Consider the following 19,846-nt stretch of genomic DNA (forward strand, 5'->3'; position numbering starts at 1 on the left):
ATTAATTTAAATTATTAGAGATGAATTGTAGAAAATAATGATTATTTATTTTCGTTTTAAGAAACCATTTTCCGTTTTTTAAATCAAAAAGCACCAAATAAGTTTCATTTTTTCTGTATTGAACTAAAGCTTGATTCTTATCAGTACTAAAACCAATATTGGAAAAACGAAGTAATTCTTCTCCATTATTGTCTGTGATAATGATTTTTTTATCCGTAAAAAAATTATTATTGATTATGCTTTTGATTCCTTTATTTTTAATAAAATTTTTGCAAGTACTTTTTTTGAGAAATAAAAATTTTCTCATGTACATTCTGTATTCTTCATCATCAGAAATCTCATAGCCCACGGAAAAAACTTTGTTACTAATTTTAATTTCCTTTTCCGGAAAACTATTGATAAGTAAAGAATAAATTTCTTCCTGATCCTTATCTTGGGCAAAGGAAGCTGATGAGGATAAGGTGATGGCTATGAATAGTGATTTTAAAAACACTATAAATCAAATTTAATTCCCTGAGCCAATGGAAGACTTGCTGTATAATTAATAGTATTCGTCTGTCTTCTCATGTAATATTTCCAGACATCAGAACCAGATTCTCTGCCGCCACCGGTTTCTTTTTCACCGCCAAAAGCTCCGCCGATTTCCGCACCTGAAGTTCCGATATTCACATTGGCAATACCACAGTCTGAACCGGCGTGGGAAAGGAATAATTCTGCTTCTCTCAAATTCTGAGTCATAATCGCCGAAGACAATCCCTGAGGAACATCATTCTGAATCGCAATCGCCTCTTCCAAAGTTGAATATTTGATTAAATATAAAATTGGTGCAAAAGTTTCGTGCTGAACGATTTCATATGAATTTTCAACTTCAGCGATGCACGGTTTTACATAACATCCCGATTCATACTCTTTTCCTTCCAAAACTTCACCTTCAACCACAAATTTTCCGCCTTCAGCTTTACATTTTTCGATCGCCAGCTCATATTGATTTACTGCTTCAACGTCGATCAGCGGTCCAACGTGCATATTTTCATCTAAAGGATTTCCGATTTTTAACTGTCCGTAAGCTTGTGCAAGACGGTTTTTTACTTCGTCGTAAACGCTTTCGTGAATAATCAGTCTTCTTGTAGAAGTACATCTCTGTCCTGCTGTCCCTACAGCTCCGAAAACGGCTCCGATAATTGACATATCCAGGTCAGCATCTTTGGAAATAATGATGGCATTGTTTCCACCCAATTCAAGGATTGATTTGCCAAATCTTTCAGCTACTTTAGAAGAAACCATTCTTCCCACTCTCGTAGAACCTGTGAATGAAACCAAAGCTACTCGCTTATCATCTACCAGTTTTTGTCCGATCTCGTGATCTGCAACCATTACGCTTGAAATCCCTTCAGGAAGATTATTTTCCTTTAAAACTTCATTCATGATATTTTGACATGCAACTGCACAGAGTGGTGTTTTTTCTGAAGGTTTCCAGATGGTAACGTTACCACAAATCCATGCTAAAGCTGTATTCCATGCCCAAACTGCCACCGGAAAGTTGAATGCTGTGATGATGCTCACAATCCCAAGCGGGTGATATTGCTCGTACATTCTGTGACCCGGTCTTTCTGAATGCATGGTGTACCCGTGAAGCTGTCTTGATAAACCAACTGCAAAGTCGCAGATGTCTATCATTTCCTGTACTTCACCAAGACCTTCCTGCAGAGATTTTCCCATTTCGTAGGAAACCAGTTTGCCTAGGTCGTCTTTATATTCTCTTAATTTTTGCCCGAGCTGGCGTACGATTTCGCCTCTTTTTGGTGCAGGCACTGTGCGGAATTCAAGAAATGCTTTCTGAGCAGATTCCATTACTCTGTCGTAATCTTTTTCGCCCGATAATTTTACTTTTCCAATTAATCTTCCGTCTGCCGGAGAATAACTTTCTATTGTTTTTCCTGATGCAAAAAATTTACCTCCTGTAGAAGTTCCTTTGTTTTCATCTTTGATTCCTAAATTTTTTAATGATTTTTCAATTCCGAAATCTTTGACTTTTTTTGACATAAAAATTTTACTTTTCGTTTTTCTAAAGATAAAAAAATATCCGGTACCGCGAAATTTTATAAAATTTAAAACCAAAATTATTTGGAATGATTATAAACATACTTATCTTTGTGCAGTAATCATTTGAAATTCAGAGATGGAAAACAACAAGGTACTTGATGAGGCAACTGAAGAAAAGAAAAAATCTAAATGGAAGCAGCTTGTGAAGAAATTCGGAGTTGGCGGCATTATTTTCTTCACCGTGAAAGGAATCATTACCTCCACCCTGATTTATTTCCTGGGAAAAAATTTCTGGACGGTGATTAATGATTACTTCGCAAACCTTTTTGGATAAACTATTTCTTTATAAATTTAAATGTTTTTCCATCTAATATAAGCATATAACTTCCGCTGGATAGATTGTGTACCGAAATATTTTTCCTGTTTTTAAACGGATTGTTTTCCGTAAATATCAATTTCCCTGAGTAATCTAGAATCTGAGCTGTTTTCACATTCTCAGTATTTCCGGTAACAGAAATGTATTCTGAAACAGGATTTGGATAGATTTTAAATTCTTCATTCCCTGCAATTACGTCAGAAACTGAAAGTGAACCTGCATTCTGACAGTAATTTACTGCGAAAGAATCCCATTCTGCACTGTTGTAGCTTGTAGTTGGCTGTGTTACTGTATTTTTTCTGTACAGAGAAATATCACCAAGCGAATTACTCACAAACCTGCTTCCGATCGCATCTACCGTTGAAGATTTGTAATTCAGTTCAATATATTGAGTTCCGGAAAAATTCAGGGCATCCCCTGCTGTAAGAAAATCTGCACTGCTATTGGTATAGCATGAAAGCGAAGCTTTAGGATTTAAAATAACAATAGTTTGATTATTTGCAATCTTGCCTTCGAGTTCAAAACTGTTTCCATAATAATATGTAGGAGTTGGGGGATTACTGTTGTAAAACTGAACTCTTATGCTGTAATTATTTAAATCAACTTCATGACCGGTTCTGTTTACAATTTCAATCGCTTTATTATCTCCCGTTCCTTCAATATATTTGGTAATGTAAAGATCTTTTGCATTGGAATCTGTTGCTAAAGTAGAAACTGAAACAGAATTACTGTCCGGAGAAAGCAGATATCCCGCGTCATAAGCCTTAACTGTATAATTATAGGTTGTTGAAGCAGTAAGATGATCAATTATAACCGATGTGGATTTTGTTGTCGTAAGATAAGTTCCGTTTTGAAAAATATTGTAACCAATAACATCTGTACTCGTGCTTGGCGACCATGATAAGTTGGTGAAATTAGCGCCAGTTAATGTAGAATTTAAATTTAATGGAGCTTGAGGCGCAACATTATCGGGCGTCTGCAACCAGATTGCGTTAATCCATTGCGGATTATCAACGAAAGGATTTCTGTTGTTCTGAAGATTGAAAACTGCATTATTTCTGTCAATTTCCCTTTGGGAAACAGGATCCTGCTGATGCCACTGCAACAACATGGTAATGTATCCAGGCTCGAAAGCACGTTCGGCAGTTCCATCAAAAGCAGACCTGTCCATTGCAGGATTTATATTTGTGGATGTATTGAATGAAGGCAGTTTATCCTCATATCTCACTGCGAAATATAGCAGCATTCTGGCGATATCACCTCTGAACTCAGCGATTGGTTCATAGACACGGTTGGTATAGGCATAATTCGGGATGGCACTGTTAGACATTCTCGAAGTATTTGAAAAATTATAATGATTAGTAGAATTTCCTATTCCATAAGGATAATTGTTTCGCAGCTGATTGATTCTCGCATCCGTAGGAATTACAAAATGCAAATCAGAATACATCGGATAATTGCTGTTGAATGTGCTTTGTGGAACTGCATGTTCCCTGTTATAGCCTAAACCTTCAGCACCGGATGTACTAATCAGGTTTGCCGAAGTATATTCGTAGTTATCAGGACCAGACGGAATTTCAGAATATATATCCAGCAAAATTGTAGTATTGCCTGGTCCGTGATCATAATATTTATCTAAATCTGTTTGATTGTAGTAGTTTGGTAGATCACCATAGTGCCAGTTGATATTCTTGGCTGAAATAATATCGTGCAGTTTCGTTTTTAAAGCATAGCCTGTAAGACCTGTCGTTCCGTCGTAATAACCAGCTGGAGCCTGAGCTGATAAAATCGCGGATAAAAACACAGCAGAGAATAAAAATTTCTTCATATCTTAAAATTGGGTTGCTAAGATAAGATTTTATTGCAATCCATTGAATATCTAAAGTATTAAGATTCTATTAATTAAAACATTAAACCCCTGATAACAAATTATTTAAAGCCAAAGTATATTCTGTTCCGAAAATATTTTGCTATTTCGTCAATTTAATTATCTTTGGGCACAAACTTCTTTAAGATATGAATACAGAGACAATGGATAACATTAAAATGATAGCTGAGACGGCGAAAGATTTTGCTGAAAAAAACATCAGACCTAATATTATGGAATGGGACGAAAGCCAGACTTTCCCGAAAGAACTGTTTCACCAACTGGGCGAAATGGGTTTTATGGGAATCGTAATTCCTGAAGAATATGGCGGTTCCGGTCTTGGATATCATGAGTATGTAACGATCCTTGACGAAATTTCTCAGGTTGACCCTTCTATCGGGCTTTCAGTAGCAGCACACAACTCACTTTGCACCAATCATATTTACGAATTTGCCAATGAAGAGCAAAGACAGAGATGGTTGCCACAACTGGCTTCAGGTAAAGTAATCGGAGCTTGGGGATTAACGGAACATAACACTGGTTCAGATTCTGGCGGAATGTCAACAACTGCTGTTAAAGACGGCGATGACTGGGTAATCAACGGAGCAAAAAACTTCATCACACACGCAATTTCAGGAGATATCGCTGTGGTAATGACAAGAACTGGAGAAATAGGAGCTAAAAATAATTCTACCGCTTTCGTTTTAGAAAAAGGAATGGCTGGTTTCACTTCTGGTAAGAAAGAAAACAAGCTTGGTATGAGAGCTTCGGAAACTGCTGAATTGATTTTTGATAACGTTCGTGTTCCTGATGCCAACCGTTTAGGTGAAGTGGGTGAAGGTTTCAAACAGGCCATGAAAATTTTAGATGGTGGCAGAATTTCTATCGCAGCGTTGAGTTTAGGAACTGCAAGAGGCGCTTACAAAGCAGCTTTGAAATACGCTAAAGAAAGAAAACAGTTCGGAAAATCAATTTCAGATTTTCAGGCGATCAACTTTATGTTGGCAGACATGGCAACAGAAATTGACGCTGCAGAACTTTTGATTCAGAGAGCTTCTACATTAAAAAATGCTAAGCAGAAAATGACTAAAGAAGGTGCAATGGCAAAATTGTATGCTTCTGAGGCTTGTGTAAGAATTTCAAACAATGCAGTACAGATCTTCGGTGGTTACGGTTATACAAAAGATTTCCCTGCTGAGAAATTCTACAGAGATTCTAAATTGTGTACGATCGGAGAAGGAACTTCAGAAATCCAGAGATTGGTAATCGGAAGAGATATTACAAAATAGTCAGAATTTAATTTGTTATAAATGAAGACCGTCTTTTTTAAGGCGGTTTTCTTTTTTTAAGAAAAATCATGATTATTAAAGGATTTTCATTATTTCAATTTAATTTTTCTCATACATAAATGATTTAATTTAAATCAAGTGTAATGCATTACATATTATTTTAGATGAATTATCTAAAATTTTCTTAATTAATTTTATTTTTGATAATATAATTTTTATTAGCTTTGATTCTCCACAAACAAAATAGAATTTATATGAAAAAACAACTATTGGTGATTGGAATGCTTACGTCATGCATTTCATTCGCACAGACCGACCGACTTTGGACTTCAACTTCTGCAAAAGCTAATTCTGAAATTGTTGAAAACAAAACTTCACTTCTCAGTCCAAAAATTTTCTCTCTAGATTTTAACGGATTAAAAAATATTCTGGCAAAAGCTCCAAAAAGACTGGCTGTAGGAGAAAAATCTGAAGTCATCATCTCTTTTCCAAACTCAGAAGGCAGAATGGAAAATTTCAAAGTAAGAGAAAATTCAAACTTTGATCCTGCTTTGGCTGCAAAATATCCTGACATCAAATCTTATGTCGGTGAAGGTTTGGAAGATTCCAGCTCAACGGTTTATTTCAGTATTTCGCCTTTAGGTTTGTCTTCGATGGAAATTTACGGCGATAAATCTGCAGTTTTCATTGAACCTTACACAAAAGATCTTTCGACATACGCCGTTTACAGAAAAGCTGATAAAAAATCTGATTTAAATACTTTTGAATGCACCGTTCTAGACGTAGCCCAAAAAGGAATCAGCAGTAATGACAACAGTTTGGCTCTACGGCCAAATGCTGATGATGCAAAATTAAGAACTTTCAGGTTAGCAATGTCAACAACCGGTGAGTATACCACCTATTTTGGAGGAACAAAAGCCAATGCTTTAGCTGCAATCAATAACACAATGACTCGCGTTAATGGTGTTTTCGAGAAAGATTTTTCTGCAAGAATGGTTCTGATTGCCAATAATGATGCTGTAATTTATACCAACGCGTCTACAGATCCTTATTCCGCCGCAGCACAGATGAGCAACTGGAATTCTCAGCTACAATCAACTTTAACTTCTGTAATTGGAGAAGCGAATTATGACGTCGGGCATTTATTCGGAGCTTCCGGTGGCGGTGGAAATGCCGGATGTATAGGCTGTGTCTGCGTCAACGGTTCCAAAGGCAGTGGCTACACTTCCCCATCAGACGGAATTCCCTCAGGTGACAATTTTGATATCGATTATGTAGCTCATGAACTCGGACATCAGTTTGGCGGAAACCACACCTTCTCTCACGGAAACGAAGGAACGGGTGTAAATATGGAACCTGGTTCAGGATCAACGATAATGGGTTATGCAGGAATTACCGCTCAGGATATTCAGCCTCACTCAGATTCGTTTTTTCATGCTGTAAGCATACAGCAGATTACCAATAATATAAAAGCTAAAACCTGCCCTACCAGCACCAGCACAGGGAATGCAATTCCTACAGCAGATGCGGGAGCAGATTACACCATTCCGAAAGGAACCCCGTTTATGTTGACAGGCACCGGAACTGATGCCAACAGCGATGCCCTGACTTACATTTGGGAACAGATGAACAATGCATCTTCTTCTCAGACCGGTGCAAACTCAGCGGCGAGCGCAACGAAAGCAACCGGACCAACTTTCAGATCATGGACTCCTCAAACAACACCAACAAGATATTTCCCGAGAATGGCTTCTGTTTTGACAGGAGCAACAACGACGGCTGGTTCGGAAATCACAGTTGAAGCCTTATCCAATGTTGCGAGATCTTATAATTTCAGATTTACCGTTCGGGATAATAAAGCCGGAGGTTCAGGAAATAATTCTGATGATGCAGTAATCACAGTGAACGGAACCGCAGGACCATTCAGCGTGAGTTCTCAAAACTCAGCAACGTCATACACTGGCGGAACTTCCCAGACAGTTACGTGGAATGTTGCCGGAACTACTTCAAACGGAGTGAACGCAGCCAACGTGGATATTTTATGGTCAACCAATTCCGGAACGACATGGACTACACTTTTGTCGGGAACCCCAAACGACGGTTCCCAGGCGGTAACCATTCCAAATGTTTCAACAACGACGGGAAGAATTATGGTAAAAGGTTCAAATCACATTTTCTTTGATGTCAACAACGCTAATATTACCGTAAATGCAGGATCAGGAATTGTTGACAATATTCCACCGACAGCTCCAACATTGGCAGCGTCAGGAACGACTTCCACAAGCACCAATCTTTCATGGTCAGGCGCAACAGATGTTGTGGGTGTAACGGGTTACGACGTTTATCAGGGAAGTTCTTTGATTGGTTCTACAGCTTCCACAACGTACACTGTGACGAGTTTAACACCTTCTACAACGTACAACTTTACCGTGAGAGCTAAAGATGCGGCCGGAAATATTTCCACAGCAAGCAATTCTGTAAGTGTGACTACTTTAGCAGGAACTTCGGTTTCTTACTGCTCAGCCACAGCAACCAATACTTCAGATGAAAGAATTGGAAATGTAAAATTCGGAACCATCAACAACACTTCAACAGGAACTGCCGGCTACGAAAACTTTACCGCAATTTCCACTAATGTAACAAGAGGTACTGCCTACACGGTTTCTATAACTCCGGTTTGGACTTCTACCAAATACAATGAAGCGTACGCGGTTTACATTGATTACAATAAAGATGGTGATTTCACAGACAGTGGTGAATTGGTCTGGACTAAAACAGGTTCACAGACATCTCCTGTGACAGGTTCAGTTACAATTCCAACGACTGCAGCATTGGGAACTACCAGAATGAGAGTAATGATGCAGTACAATTCTGTGCCTTCATCATCTTGCGGTTCTTACACGTACGGTCAGGTTGAGGATTATACTGTAAATGTTGTTTCGTCCGGAAGAACTGATGATTTAGATACAAAAGATCTGTTAACTGATATTAAATTATATCCAAATCCTGCGAGAGATATTTTGAATATTTCCAACACCACCAACGAAGAGTATAAAATTTTCGATATGGGCGGAAAAATAGTCAATTCAGGAAAACTGGAAAGAGGATCTGTCAATGTAAGCAGTCTAATCAGCGGCGCCTACGTTATTCAGGTTGGCAAAATTTCTGAAAGATTTATTAAAAAATAAAATCAGTTTATTTAACCTTAAAATGGAAAGTTGTCCGGAAACGGGCAGCTTTTTTTATGGGTAATTATTAATAAGCAATGAGTAATGATTAAATACGCTTGATTAAGCTAAAATTTCCTACACCCAACATCCTTCATCCAGCACCGACAGAAATTTCATAAAATTACTATCTTTGCTTTAAATTTAAAAATATTCATGGAGAAGATCGACAGCCTAAATCAAGTGGCAGAATTTCATACAACTTTTAAAGCACCTATTTTAGATACCCCTCAAATCCCCTCAACAGACCGTTGTAACCTTAGAGTTGAACTTTTACAGGAAGAGTTAAACGAGTTAAAACAGGCAATTGCAGACAACAATATTGTTGAAATTGCTGATGCATTATGTGATCTTCAGTACGTTTTGAGCGGTGCTGTTCTGGAATTTGGTTTAGGAGAAAAATTTGTGGAACTTTTCAATGAAGTGCAGCGTTCCAACATGTCTAAAGCTTGTGAAAATGAAGTTCAGGCACAGGAAACCGTTGATTTTTATAAAGAAAAAGAAGTAGAATCATTCTACGAAAAATCCGGAGAAAAATACAATGTTTACAGAAAAGCAGACCACAAAGTTTTAAAAAACAAGTACTACTCTCCTGCTGATCTTACACAAATTTTAGAAAAATAAAATGAAAAAATTAATTACAAAAATGTTTGCTGCATCTGCTCTCTTTTTAGCCGCGGAGCAAATCAGTGCTCAGAAAGTTGTCGTGAACAGAGAAGTAGAAACTACTGAAGACGGGAAAATGCTTTTGGGACATCAGCTGAAAGATCAGTTTCTGAAAGAGCCTTATTCAACATGGTTTGTAAAAGAGCGTGATGAATATGCTTTAGACCAAAATGCTATCAAAGATTTAAAGAAAGCCAAACTTACAAGCTACGACCTTATTGTTTTTATAGGAACATGGTGCGAAGACAGCCACAGGGATTTTCCCCGACTGATGCGGATTTTAGATGAACTGAAATATCCTGAAGGAAAACTTACAATCATCGCAGTTAACAGAAAAAAGGAATCTCCTACCGGTGACGAAAGTCTTCATAACGTACAGAAAGTACCTACAATTATCGTTCAGAAATATGGCAAGGAAATTGGTAGAATCATAGAAATGCCTACCACAGGATACATTGAGAGAGATCTGGTAGAAATTTTAAAGAAAGATGACAGCTCAGTTATCAAAGAAATTTTTAAATAAAAGTCTTGAGAAATTTAAAAGTACCTATCGCATTTTTAGCAGGAATTATCCTGATGGTAATCCTGTTTTTTAGTTTTAAATCTTGCCTCACGCCAAATAACAAAAAGGAAACTTCAGATTATTATCTCATTACCAATCAGATTACCAAGATGAATAAAATGGTAGTGATGGAGCAAAATACATCTGAAATTCAGAAAACCAAGTACAGCTACACTTTTATGGGTGCGGAAATGACGAGCAACAACATCATCACTTACACCAAAACCAATGCGCAGGTTTCTTACGATCTTAATAAAATGAAAATGGAAGTAGATTCCATCAATAAAAAAGTGATTATCAAAGAACTTCCGGATCCCGATATCCGAATTACGCCAAGTGTGGAAATTCAGTCGATGGATGACTCGTTTGTGAACAGAATTACGGAAAAGGACATAAAGAATGTTACACAGAAAGCAAAGGCTTCAGCGATAAAATCTATCGATCAGACTAAACTTCGTAATGAGGGAAAAACCCAGCTTCTGGAAAATTTAAATAATATCTTTGTTTTGGCAAAGGCTTTGAACTATAAAATTGAAGATCAGACCGGCAAACTCGGCGTTCTTGGACTTTAAAAATTCAATATTATGGACTCAAAAGACGATAAAAAAGGTAAAGAATCTGCCAACTCCGCAGAAACTAAAAAACAAAATGAAGATTTCCGCGACATTCCGGCATCTTCAGACAAACAAAATCCACCTGATGTAGATAAAGAAGATGTACAGAAATCTTCAAAAAACAAATCAGGTAAAACAGACAATACTAAGTGAAAGCTTAGTATTTTTTTTGTCTAATATCAGCCAGATAATGATTTTACACTCACTGAAAAATTATATTAAACTGCAGTTTTAACGAATTATAATATCCGTTTGTTTTTATGACATAAAATTTTCGTATTTTTGCATCCTAAAATTTCTTAGTAAACAATGATAAAAATTACACTTCCAGACCAAAGCGTCAGAGAATTTGAAGGAGAAGTGACTCCTTTGGATGTGGCAAAATCTATTAGCGAGGGATTGGCTAGAAATACCATTTCCGCAGTTGTAAACGGCACACAAGTCGAAGTTACCACACCCATCACCACAGATTCTACGGTACAGCTTTTAACATGGAATGACGATCTTGGAAAGAAAGCCTTCTGGCATTCTTCTGCCCACCTTTTGGCGCAGGCTATCCTTGAATTTTATCCTGATGCTAAGCTGACGATCGGTCCTGCCATCGAAAACGGTTTTTATTATGATGTAGATTTCGGTGACAACAGTTTATCGGATAAGGAATTCGAAAAAATCGAGAAAAAAGTTTTAGAAAATGCAAAAAAAGGATCTACATTCTCTCTTTATCCGGTTTCAAAGGACGAAGCTTTAAAGACTTATGCTGACAATCCATACAAAGTTGAATTGATCTCAAATCTTAACGATGGAGAAATCACTTTTGTAACACACGATAACTTCACAGATCTCTGTCGTGGAGGGCACATCCCGAATACATCAATAGTAAAGGCTTTTAAAGTTTTAAATGCTGCAGGTGCTTACTGGAGAGGAAATGAGAAAAATCCTCAGTTAACAAGAGTCTATGGTATTTCTTTCCCAAAACAGAAAGAATTAACTGAATATCTTGAAAGGTTGGAGGAAGCAAAAAGAAGAGATCATAGAAAATTAGGTAAAGAATTAGGAATTTTCGCATTCTCGGAAAAAGTTGGACAAGGTCTGCCTTTGTGGTTGCCTAAAGGTGCTGCTTTAAGAAAAAAACTTGAAAACTTCCTTTCTGTTGCTCAGAAAAAAGCAGGTTACGAATTTGTAATTTCACCGCACATCGGTTCGAAAGAATTGTACGTAACTTCTGGTCACTGGGATAAATACGGAGCAGACAGCTTCCAGCCGATAAAAACTCCGAATGAAGGAGAGGAATTTATGCTGAAACCAATGAACTGTCCGCACCACTGTGAGATCTACAAAACTTCACAATGGAGCTACAGAGATTTGCCAAAAAGATATGCAGAATTCGGTACTGTTTACAGATACGAGCAAAGTGGTGAGCTTCACGGCTTAACAAGAGTCCGTGGATTTACTCAGGATGATGCCCATTTGTTCTGTACTCCTGATCAGCTGATGGATGAGTTTAAGAAAACGATTGATTTGGTTCTTTATGTTTTCGGTTCATTGGGATTTGCAGATTTTACGGCTCAGATTTCATTGAGAGATCCTGAAAACAAAGAAAAATACATCGGTACAGACGAAAACTGGGAGAAAGCAGAAACAGCGATTGTAACTGCTGCTACAGAAAAAGGTCTGAACACCGTTACCGAATACGGAGAAGCCGCTTTCTACGGTCCCAAACTGGATTTCATGGTGAAGGATGCTTTAGGCAGAAAATGGCAGTTGGGAACGATTCAGGTAGATTACAATTTGCCGGAAAGATTCGATCTTTGGTATACTGGAAGCGATGGCGAGAAGCACAGACCTGTAATGATTCACAGAGCGCCGTTTGGTTCTTTGGAACGATTTATTGCGATTCTGATTGAGAATACTGCTGGAGATTTCCCGTTGTGGTTGGCTCCTGATCAGTTCATTATCCTACCAATCAGTGAAAAATATACAGATTATGCGAAAAAAGTTTCACAACTTTTAGAAAATCACGATATTAGCGGATTAATTGACGAGAGAAACGAAAAAACGGGTAAAAAAATCCGTGACGCAGAATTGAAAAAGATCCCATTCATGATTGTTGTAGGCGAAAATGAAGAGAATGATGGCACAATTTCTGTAAGAAGACGTGGCGAAGGCGATCTTGGAGCAATGAGCATCGAGAATTTTGTTTCTTATTTTAAAGAACAGTCTAAAACAGGATTTGAATTTGGCGTATAGCTTCCGGCGAAACAAAAATTCAGATATAAAAGCACAGTTAACCGAAACGTTAACGGGTTGCAATAAGAGAAAATTAACCAATAAAATTATAATACAATAGCACAAAGATTTAACAACAGGGGCCCACAAAGACGTCCTGTACAGGAGGACTTACACTTGATCAACGATAAAATTCGTGTGAGAGAGCTTCGTTTGGTGGGCGATAACGTAGAGCCGGGAATTTATCCTATCGATAAAGCAAGACAGATTGCTGCTGAGCAGGATCTGGATTTGGTAGTAATTTCCGATAAGGCAGAACCGTTTATTGCAAGAATACTGGAATATAAGAAATTCCTTTATGAGCAAAAGAAAAAGCAAAAGGAACTGAAGGCTAAACAGATAAAAGTGGTAGTAAAAGAGATCCGTTTCGGACCTCAGACAGACGAGCACGATTATGAGTTTAAGAAAAAACATGCCGAGAAATTTCTTGAAGAAGGTTCCAAGCTGAAAACCTACGTATTTTTTAAAGGCCGTTCTATCATCTTTAAGGATCAGGGAGAAATTTTACTTCTTAAACTTGCTCAGGAACTGGAGCACGTTGGAAAAGTAGATCAGCTTCCTAAACTTGAAGGAAAAAGAATGATCATGATGATGAGCCCTAAAAAGCCTGCGAAATAAAAGCACAAAGTTTTCGAAAGTATATTAAAACCTCAATTTTTTGAGGTTTTTTTATGTTATTCTTATAAACTGTTCTGATCTTAAAATCCGTTTTTGTTAATTTGTACAACAATTTAATTTCGCAAATATATTCAAACTAAATCCTGATGAAATCTGTCTATTATTTCTATTTTTTATTGATTTTAGTATTATTCTTTTTGGGATGCGCATACTATTATCCGTTTATATCAGATGACAGTCTCATCTCACTAAGATATGCACAGCGATTCATCGATGGAAAAGGTCTTTCATGGAATGACGGTCATCCTGTAGAAGGTTATTCCAATCTTTTGTGGGTTTTGCTGGTTTCACTCTTCGGTAAATTTAATTTTGATTTAATTCTGTCATCAAGGATTTTAGGTGTGCTTTGTTCAATTGGAACTTTAAGCATAATTTTCGATTATTTAAAAAACAGGTTTACAGAAAAAGAGAAAATTTTTATTCCTTTAATTTTACTTGCAACCACTCCATGCTTTGCAGTCTGGGCAATTGGAGGACTGGAGCAACCGCTTTACATCTTACTTTTAACATTAGTATTAACAGAAGTTTCAAAAATTATAGAGCGAGATTTTAAACGTTTATTTTTCCTCGCACTGTGGCTTGGATTACTAGCCATTACCAGACCCGATGGATTTCTTTTTACCTTAACTACAGCAGGATTTTTAGTTTTGCTCAACAGAAAAGAAAAATTTAAAATTTTAAGAATTATTCTTACTGTCGGTTTAATTCCCGCTTTGTTTTTGACGGGTCAGCTTTTGTTCAGGTACAGTTATTACGGAGAGTTTGTTCCGAATACAGCTTTGGTTAAGGTTAAAATTACACTGCATCACGTACTCAGGGGCGGATTTTATAATTTTAAAGCCTTCTTTGGAACATTCGTTCTTTCCGCTGCAGGATTTTATTTTTTGTGGCTGTCTGTCTTTAAGAAAAAGGATTTATTTGCAGCTTTTCTATTACTCAACGTGATTGCTTGGGGAGCTTATATCACTTCAGTTGGTGGTGATATTTTTCCGGCCTACAGACAGTATTATGTAGTTATTATCTTATTGATTTTTGCTACAATCTGTGGATTAAAATACATCAGCTTTAAAAAACTGAGCAACTTCTGGAAATTTATGCTGTTTTTTGTGCTGCTTCTGAATGGTGTACTGCAACATTTTATTCCTGCCAACCACAGTGCAATTGATGAAAGATGGGAATTCAGAGGAATGCAACTCGGTGAAAATTTAAAATCAGCTTTTCCAAAACATACTTTAATTGCTGTAACTGCAGCTGGCTGCATTCCATATTCTTCACAGCTTCCGACGGTTGATATGCTTGGTTTAAATGATTATTATATTCCACGTCATCCACCGGCAAACTTTGGAAATGGGCCTTTAGCTCATGAGCTTGGTGATGCCAATTATGTAATGAAGAGAAATCCTGATATTATTATTTTTAATACCGGAAACCGTGCTGAGGATGTGCAGTTTAATATCACACAGCAGCTGATGAAAAATTCTCTGTTCAGGAAAAACTATATAGAATCTTCAGTTTACGACCCTAATAATCAGTATATTTTATATCTAAATAAATATTCGGAAAACACGGGAATAAAAAGATCAGACAGGAAAATAGTTGTTCCGGGATATCTCTTTTCGGGAGACCAAAACTCGTTTTCAGTATTCAAAAATGGTGACATTTTAAAAATTCTGGAACCGTTCAAAACTTATTATCTAATACTGGATGATGTTGATGGGGCAAACTGGGTGTTAGAACTTGTAAATAATGGATCGAACAAGGATTTAGGCTTCACTTTTACGCAGGACAAACGGCGATTATTTATAAAAATTCAGCCTCGGAAAAAAATATATTTAAAATCTCTCGTTTTAGATTCGGGGACTTAATATATTTTGTATCTTTGCAAACCGATATTTCTGTATAGAAATTCACAATCAGATATTGATAACAAAACATAAAAAAGCAGAACAATGCCAAAATTAAAAACGAAATCAGGTGCTAAGAAGCGTTTTGCTCTTACTGGTTCTGGTAAGATCAAAAGAAAAAATGCTTACAAAAGCCACATTTTGACTAAAAAAGAAACTAAGCAGAAGAGAAATCTTACTACTACTTCTTATGTAGCGAAAGTGGACGAAAAAAGCGTTAAACGTCAATTAGCAATTAAGTAGTTTTTATAAATCCTTTCCGGTTTATAAGAATTCAAACAAATTCAAAAATTTAACCCTGAATTGCAGCCCAAAAGTCTGATGAAACAAGCAGCGCTCAATTCAAAAAAACAATTACATTATGCCTAGATCAGTAAATGCCGTAGCTTCAAGAGCTCGCAGAAAAAAAGTATTAAAGCAGGCTAAAGGTTTTTTCGGTAGAAGAAAAAACGTTTGGACCGTTGCTAAAAACGCGGTAGAAAAAGCAATGTCTTATGCTTACCGTGGTAGAAAAGAGAAGAAAAGAAACTTCAGATCTCTTTGGATCACGCGTATCAACGCTGGTGCAAGAGAGCACGGAATGTCTTACTCTCAGTTTATGGGAGCTCTTAAAAAGAACAACATCGAGCTGAACAGAAAAGTTCTTGCAGATCTTGCAATGAATCATCCGGAAGCTTTCAAAGCTGTTGTAGATCAAGTAAAATAATTTAAACTATTTTGTTATCAATATAAAATCCTGAGTTTTTTGCTCGGGATTTTTTTATTATCTAAATTTGTTCTAAGTAATAAAAATTTAAAGTGAAAAAAATACTTTCCGTTTTGTCTTTAGGTATTCTTGGGATTTTCCATGGGCAAACTTTTATTCAGGCGTATCAGAACCGGGCCAACCAGGTCACACAAACGAATATTACGAGCCTCCTGCAGCAGTTTTCAAACCTTGGAGTCAAAACCACAGGATCTGTTGAAAACAACAATACACTTGCATGGCTGAAAAGTCAGTACCTTACTTATGGGTACACGGCAAGTCAAATGTCTGAAGATACTTTCACCAGCGGAAGCAGCACTTCAAAAAATTTAATCGTTACTAAAACGGGAACTGTTTATCCTAATATTTTCGTAATTATCTGTGGACATTACGATACGATTAACAGCCCGGGTGTCAGTGATAACGGCAGCGGAACTTCTATTTTACTTGAAGCTGCAAGAATTCTGAAAGATGTTCCAACAGAATATTCAGTTAAATTTATTCACTTTTCAGGTGAAGAGCAAGGTCTTGTGGGAAGTACTCATTATGTAAATAATGTTGTTTTTTCCAACAATGTGCGTCAGCTCAATCTTAAAGTTGTATTTAATATTGATCAGGTAGGAGGAAAAATAGGTAATCCAAATACAACTATTACCTGTGAAAGCGACCAGAGCGGACAAACCGCCAACAATGCGCCTTCTCTTGCAATGACCCAGCAACTGGCAAACTGTACCACACTGTACTCGCCTCTTTTGGTGAATATGTCGAATGCCTTTGCATCAGATTATGTGCCCTTCGAAAATAAAGGCGATATTATCACCGGTTTTTATGAAACTCCTGTAAGTGGTAATCAGCATACTCCCAATGATACTTTTGCTAATGTAGATCCAGTTTATGTTTTTAAAGTGGGTAAAGCTGCTGTGGGAGCGTTACAACATTTCGCCGTTGCATCTTCAGTTCTGGCAGTTGATGAAGCTCAGAAAATTTCAGATCAGATTAAAATTTATCCGAATCCTGCGAAAAACATCCTGCATATTGAAACACCTTCTTCAATAAAAAAATTTGCTGTTGAAATTTCTGATATGAGCGGAAAACTGGTTTTAAAATCTGAAAATCAGAATGAAATTAATATTTCAGGAATCAGTTCAGGTAATTATATGTGCTCGATCACTTACAACGGTGAAAAAATATCCAGAAAAATTATTGTTGAATAAAAAGTTTAAAAACTAACAGCCCATAAAACCAATGATTAAAAAAATTCATTCCCTCCTGCTTTTTTCATTTACAGCAGTGTGCTTTCATGCACAAAATGCAGTCCCTGCCTATCAGTCGAGAGTTGATTTGGTCTCAGAGAAAAACATTGTTACCAATCTTAAAGAATTCGAAGGTTTAGGAATTAAAACCACAGGCTCCAAAGAAAATGACAATGCATTCAACTGGATTAAAAACAAATATCTTTCTTATGGATTTACGGAAGATCAGATTTCTGAAGATCCTTTTAAAATGGGAAAGGCAGAATCTAAAAATCTGATTATCACCAAAAAAGGAACTGTACAGCCTGATAAATACATCATCATCTGCGGGCATTTCGACAGCATCAACGGTCCGGGCGTAAATGACAACGGCAGCGGAACTACTATCATCATGGAGGCTGCAAGAATTTTAAAAGATGTGCCCACCGATTATTCTATAAAATTTATCCATTTCTCAGGTGAAGAACAGGGTTTGAAAGGAAGTAAACATTATGTTGACAATGTAGTTTATAAAGATAATGTGCGTCAGTTTGATATTAAACTGGTTTTTAATCTTGATCAGGTTGGAGGTAAAAAAGGACTTTTTCATGATACCGTTTATTGCGACGAAGATCAGGGTGGAAGTTCTAAAAACAACAAAGCTTCAACGGATGCCACCAAAGAATTAATGAAATATGTGACGCTTTATTCGCCTCTCAAAGCGGCTGTAGATCCTGCAGAAGACACCGATTATATTTCCTTCGAGAAAAAAGGCGAAGTGATAACAGGATTTTTCGAGTATCTAAGAAGTGAGTTACCGCACACCCCAGACGACACTTTTGCCAATACAGATACGAGATATGTCTTCAATATCGGAAAAGCAACTCTTGGCGCTTTACAGCATTTTGCACAGGCATCGGTCGTCAACGAGAAAAAATAGTTTAAATATACTTTACGGGAACCTGCATATGTGCAGGTTTTTTTATTGATTTCTGCTCAAAAGAATTTCCTCAATTTCATTTAAAGTGAAATTTTTCGCTTTCAGTAAAATTAGGAAATGATACAGCAAATCAGCGGCTTCATTTTTAAACAGGTCAGCATCGTCATCTTTAGCTTCAATGACCAGTTCCACAGCTTCCTCGCCTACTTTTTGAGCCACCTTATTGATTCCTTTCTGAAAGAGCGAATACGTGTAAGATCCATCCACTCTGTCGTCAATTCTCTGAGCTATTTTACTTTCCAGTTCATACAGAAAACCTTTGGACTCTTTCTCACCAAAACAGCTGAAACTTCCAGTGTGGCAAACATTATTTTTTGGAATGACTTTAATTAAAACAGTATCCTGATCGCAATCGATGTGAATATTTTTTACTTTTAAAAAGTTGCTCGACTCCTCGCCTTTCGTCCATAATCTGTTTTTTGAACGGCTGAAAAAAGTAACGATACCTTCATCTCTTGTTTTGTTAAAAGCTTCTTCGTTCATATAGCCCAACATCAGAACCTGCAGAGTTCTGTCGTCCTGAATAATTACCGGAACCAGTCCGTTGGTTTTATTAAAATCTATTTTCATCGTATGTTGATATTTCTGTTTTTCAGTTCGTTTTTTAATTCATTAATTCCAATTTCCCCAAAATGGAAAACGCTTGCTGCTAAAGCTCCGGTAGCTTTTGTAAGGTTAAAAACATCTTCAAAATCTTCCATTTTCCCCGCTCCACCTGAAGCAATCACAGGAATATTTACATTTGCTGAAATGAGTTTCGTCAATCTCAAGTCAAAACCGCTTTTTGTTCCGTCACCATTCATTGAGGTTAAAAGAATCTCGCCGGCTCCCAATTCCTCGACCTTTTTAGCCCAATCCAAAGTTTTCAACGGAGTAATTTCTCTTCCACCTTTTATAAAAACCCAGTCTTCTTCATTTACAAATTTTGTATCAACCGCAACAACGATACACTGACTTCCAAACTCCTTTGCCAGTTCAGAAATCAGATATGGATTTTTCACTGCTGATGAATTGATGCTGATTTTATCTGCTCCGGCTTCCAACAGTTTTCTGACGTCATCGACGGAAGATATTCCGCCTCCTACAGTAAATGGAATGCTCAGTTCTCTGGCTATATTTTTCACTAGTTGCACGAAAGTTTTTCGTTCTTCAACGGTTGCCGTAATATCCAGAAAAACCAGCTCGTCAGCACCTTCATTCTCGTATTTTTTGGCTAAGTCAATTGGATTTCCGGCATTTCTCAAGCCTTCAAAGTTGATTCCTTTCACGGTGGTTCCGTCTTTGATGTCGAGGCATGGGATTATTCTTTTTTTGAGCATTTTTTCTTATTTGTCATGTTTAATGTTGATAGGATTTC

19 protein-coding genes are annotated in these 19,846 nt (G+C 37.1%); 14 read left to right on the forward strand and 5 right to left on the reverse strand.

Annotated elements, in window-relative coordinates:
* Position 1: 1 nt before the first annotated feature.
* Together ASG21_RS11490 and ASG21_RS11495 are read right to left on the reverse strand one after the other, a co-directional pair.
* Positions 2-493 (reverse strand): hypothetical protein, encoded by a 492-nt coding sequence (locus ASG21_RS11490; protein ID WP_056079961.1) that lies wholly within the window; start codon positions 491-493, stop codon positions 2-4.
* Positions 493-2,043, reverse strand: coding sequence for an aldehyde dehydrogenase family protein (locus tag ASG21_RS11495; RefSeq protein WP_056082361.1), 1,551 nt, complete (start codon positions 2,041-2,043; stop codon positions 493-495). The genes ASG21_RS11490 and ASG21_RS11495 overlap by 1 nt, the downstream gene beginning before the upstream one ends.
* Before the next feature lie 136 nt (positions 2,044-2,179).
* Here ASG21_RS11495 and ASG21_RS11500 point away from each other — a divergent pair, with 136 nt between their 5' ends.
* Positions 2,180-2,377: a hypothetical protein gene (locus tag ASG21_RS11500; protein ID WP_056079962.1), complete on the forward strand. Its 198-nt coding sequence runs from the start codon at positions 2,180-2,182 to the stop codon at positions 2,375-2,377.
* A 1-nt stretch (position 2,378) separates the two neighbouring features.
* Here ASG21_RS11500 and ASG21_RS11505 read toward each other — a convergent pair whose 3' ends face one another.
* Positions 2,379-4,247 (reverse strand): endonuclease, encoded by a 1,869-nt coding sequence (locus ASG21_RS11505; RefSeq protein ID WP_056079965.1) that lies wholly within the window; start codon positions 4,245-4,247, stop codon positions 2,379-2,381.
* Positions 4,248-4,435: 188 nt separating this feature from the next.
* Between ASG21_RS11505 and ASG21_RS11510 the strand changes: the two genes are divergently transcribed.
* The 13 genes from ASG21_RS11510 (at position 4,436) to ASG21_RS11570 (ending at position 18,429) form a co-directional block, all read left to right on the forward strand.
* Positions 4,436-5,575 (forward strand): acyl-CoA dehydrogenase family protein, encoded by a 1,140-nt coding sequence (locus ASG21_RS11510; protein ID WP_056079968.1) that lies wholly within the window; start codon positions 4,436-4,438, stop codon positions 5,573-5,575.
* A gap of 254 nt (positions 5,576-5,829) precedes the next feature.
* Entirely contained in the window at positions 5,830-8,763 is a 2,934-nt protein-coding gene (locus ASG21_RS11515) for a reprolysin-like metallopeptidase (protein WP_056079972.1), read from the forward strand.
* A 195-nt stretch (positions 8,764-8,958) separates the two neighbouring features.
* Positions 8,959-9,426 (forward strand): nucleoside triphosphate pyrophosphohydrolase family protein, encoded by a 468-nt coding sequence (locus ASG21_RS11520; protein WP_056079975.1) that lies wholly within the window; start codon positions 8,959-8,961, stop codon positions 9,424-9,426.
* A gap of 1 nt (position 9,427) precedes the next feature.
* Complete coding sequence (locus tag ASG21_RS11525; RefSeq protein WP_056079978.1) at positions 9,428-9,991, forward strand: thioredoxin family protein; 564 nt, start codon at positions 9,428-9,430, stop codon at positions 9,989-9,991.
* Positions 9,992-9,996: 5 nt separating this feature from the next.
* Positions 9,997-10,602: a DUF4230 domain-containing protein gene (locus ASG21_RS11530; RefSeq protein ID WP_056079980.1), complete on the forward strand. Its 606-nt coding sequence runs from the start codon at positions 9,997-9,999 to the stop codon at positions 10,600-10,602.
* Between the two features lie 12 nt (positions 10,603-10,614).
* A complete protein-coding gene (locus tag ASG21_RS11535; RefSeq protein ID WP_056079983.1) occupies positions 10,615-10,797 on the forward strand; it encodes a hypothetical protein in 183 nt (60 codons plus the stop codon).
* Positions 10,798-10,953: 156 nt separating this feature from the next.
* Complete coding sequence (thrS, locus tag ASG21_RS11540; RefSeq protein ID WP_056079986.1) at positions 10,954-12,891, forward strand: threonine--tRNA ligase; 1,938 nt, start codon at positions 10,954-10,956, stop codon at positions 12,889-12,891.
* A gap of 156 nt (positions 12,892-13,047) precedes the next feature.
* Positions 13,048-13,548, forward strand: coding sequence for a translation initiation factor IF-3 (infC, locus tag ASG21_RS11545; RefSeq protein WP_185113201.1), 501 nt, complete (start codon positions 13,048-13,050; stop codon positions 13,546-13,548).
* A gap of 146 nt (positions 13,549-13,694) precedes the next feature.
* On the forward strand, positions 13,695-15,473 hold the full coding sequence (locus tag ASG21_RS11550) for a glycosyltransferase family 39 protein (protein ID WP_056079990.1): 1,779 nt from the start codon (positions 13,695-13,697) through the stop codon (positions 15,471-15,473).
* A gap of 84 nt (positions 15,474-15,557) precedes the next feature.
* Entirely contained in the window at positions 15,558-15,755 is a 198-nt protein-coding gene (rpmI, locus tag ASG21_RS11555; RefSeq protein ID WP_027385360.1) for a 50S ribosomal protein L35, read from the forward strand.
* A 118-nt stretch (positions 15,756-15,873) separates the two neighbouring features.
* A complete protein-coding gene (gene rplT, locus ASG21_RS11560) occupies positions 15,874-16,218 on the forward strand; it encodes a 50S ribosomal protein L20 (protein WP_056079994.1) in 345 nt (114 codons plus the stop codon).
* A gap of 92 nt (positions 16,219-16,310) precedes the next feature.
* Positions 16,311-17,471, forward strand: coding sequence for a M28 family peptidase (locus tag ASG21_RS11565; protein WP_056079998.1), 1,161 nt, complete (start codon positions 16,311-16,313; stop codon positions 17,469-17,471).
* A 31-nt stretch (positions 17,472-17,502) separates the two neighbouring features.
* On the forward strand, positions 17,503-18,429 hold the full coding sequence (locus tag ASG21_RS11570; protein WP_056080001.1) for a M20/M25/M40 family metallo-hydrolase: 927 nt from the start codon (positions 17,503-17,505) through the stop codon (positions 18,427-18,429).
* A gap of 42 nt (positions 18,430-18,471) precedes the next feature.
* Here the strand turns inward: ASG21_RS11570 and hisIE are convergent, their stop codons facing one another.
* Both hisIE and hisF read right to left on the reverse strand, forming a co-directional pair.
* Positions 18,472-19,059: a bifunctional phosphoribosyl-AMP cyclohydrolase/phosphoribosyl-ATP diphosphatase HisIE gene (gene hisIE, locus ASG21_RS11575; RefSeq protein WP_056080003.1), complete on the reverse strand. Its 588-nt coding sequence runs from the start codon at positions 19,057-19,059 to the stop codon at positions 18,472-18,474.
* Positions 19,056-19,808, reverse strand: coding sequence for an imidazole glycerol phosphate synthase subunit HisF (gene hisF / locus ASG21_RS11580; RefSeq protein WP_056080006.1), 753 nt, complete (start codon positions 19,806-19,808; stop codon positions 19,056-19,058). The genes hisIE and hisF overlap by 4 nt, the downstream gene beginning before the upstream one ends.
* Positions 19,809-19,846 lie beyond the last annotated feature (38 nt).

Origin of the sequence: Chryseobacterium sp. Leaf394, from assembly GCF_001424105.1 — a bacterium.
GTDB lineage: Bacteria > Bacteroidota > Bacteroidia > Flavobacteriales > Weeksellaceae > Chryseobacterium.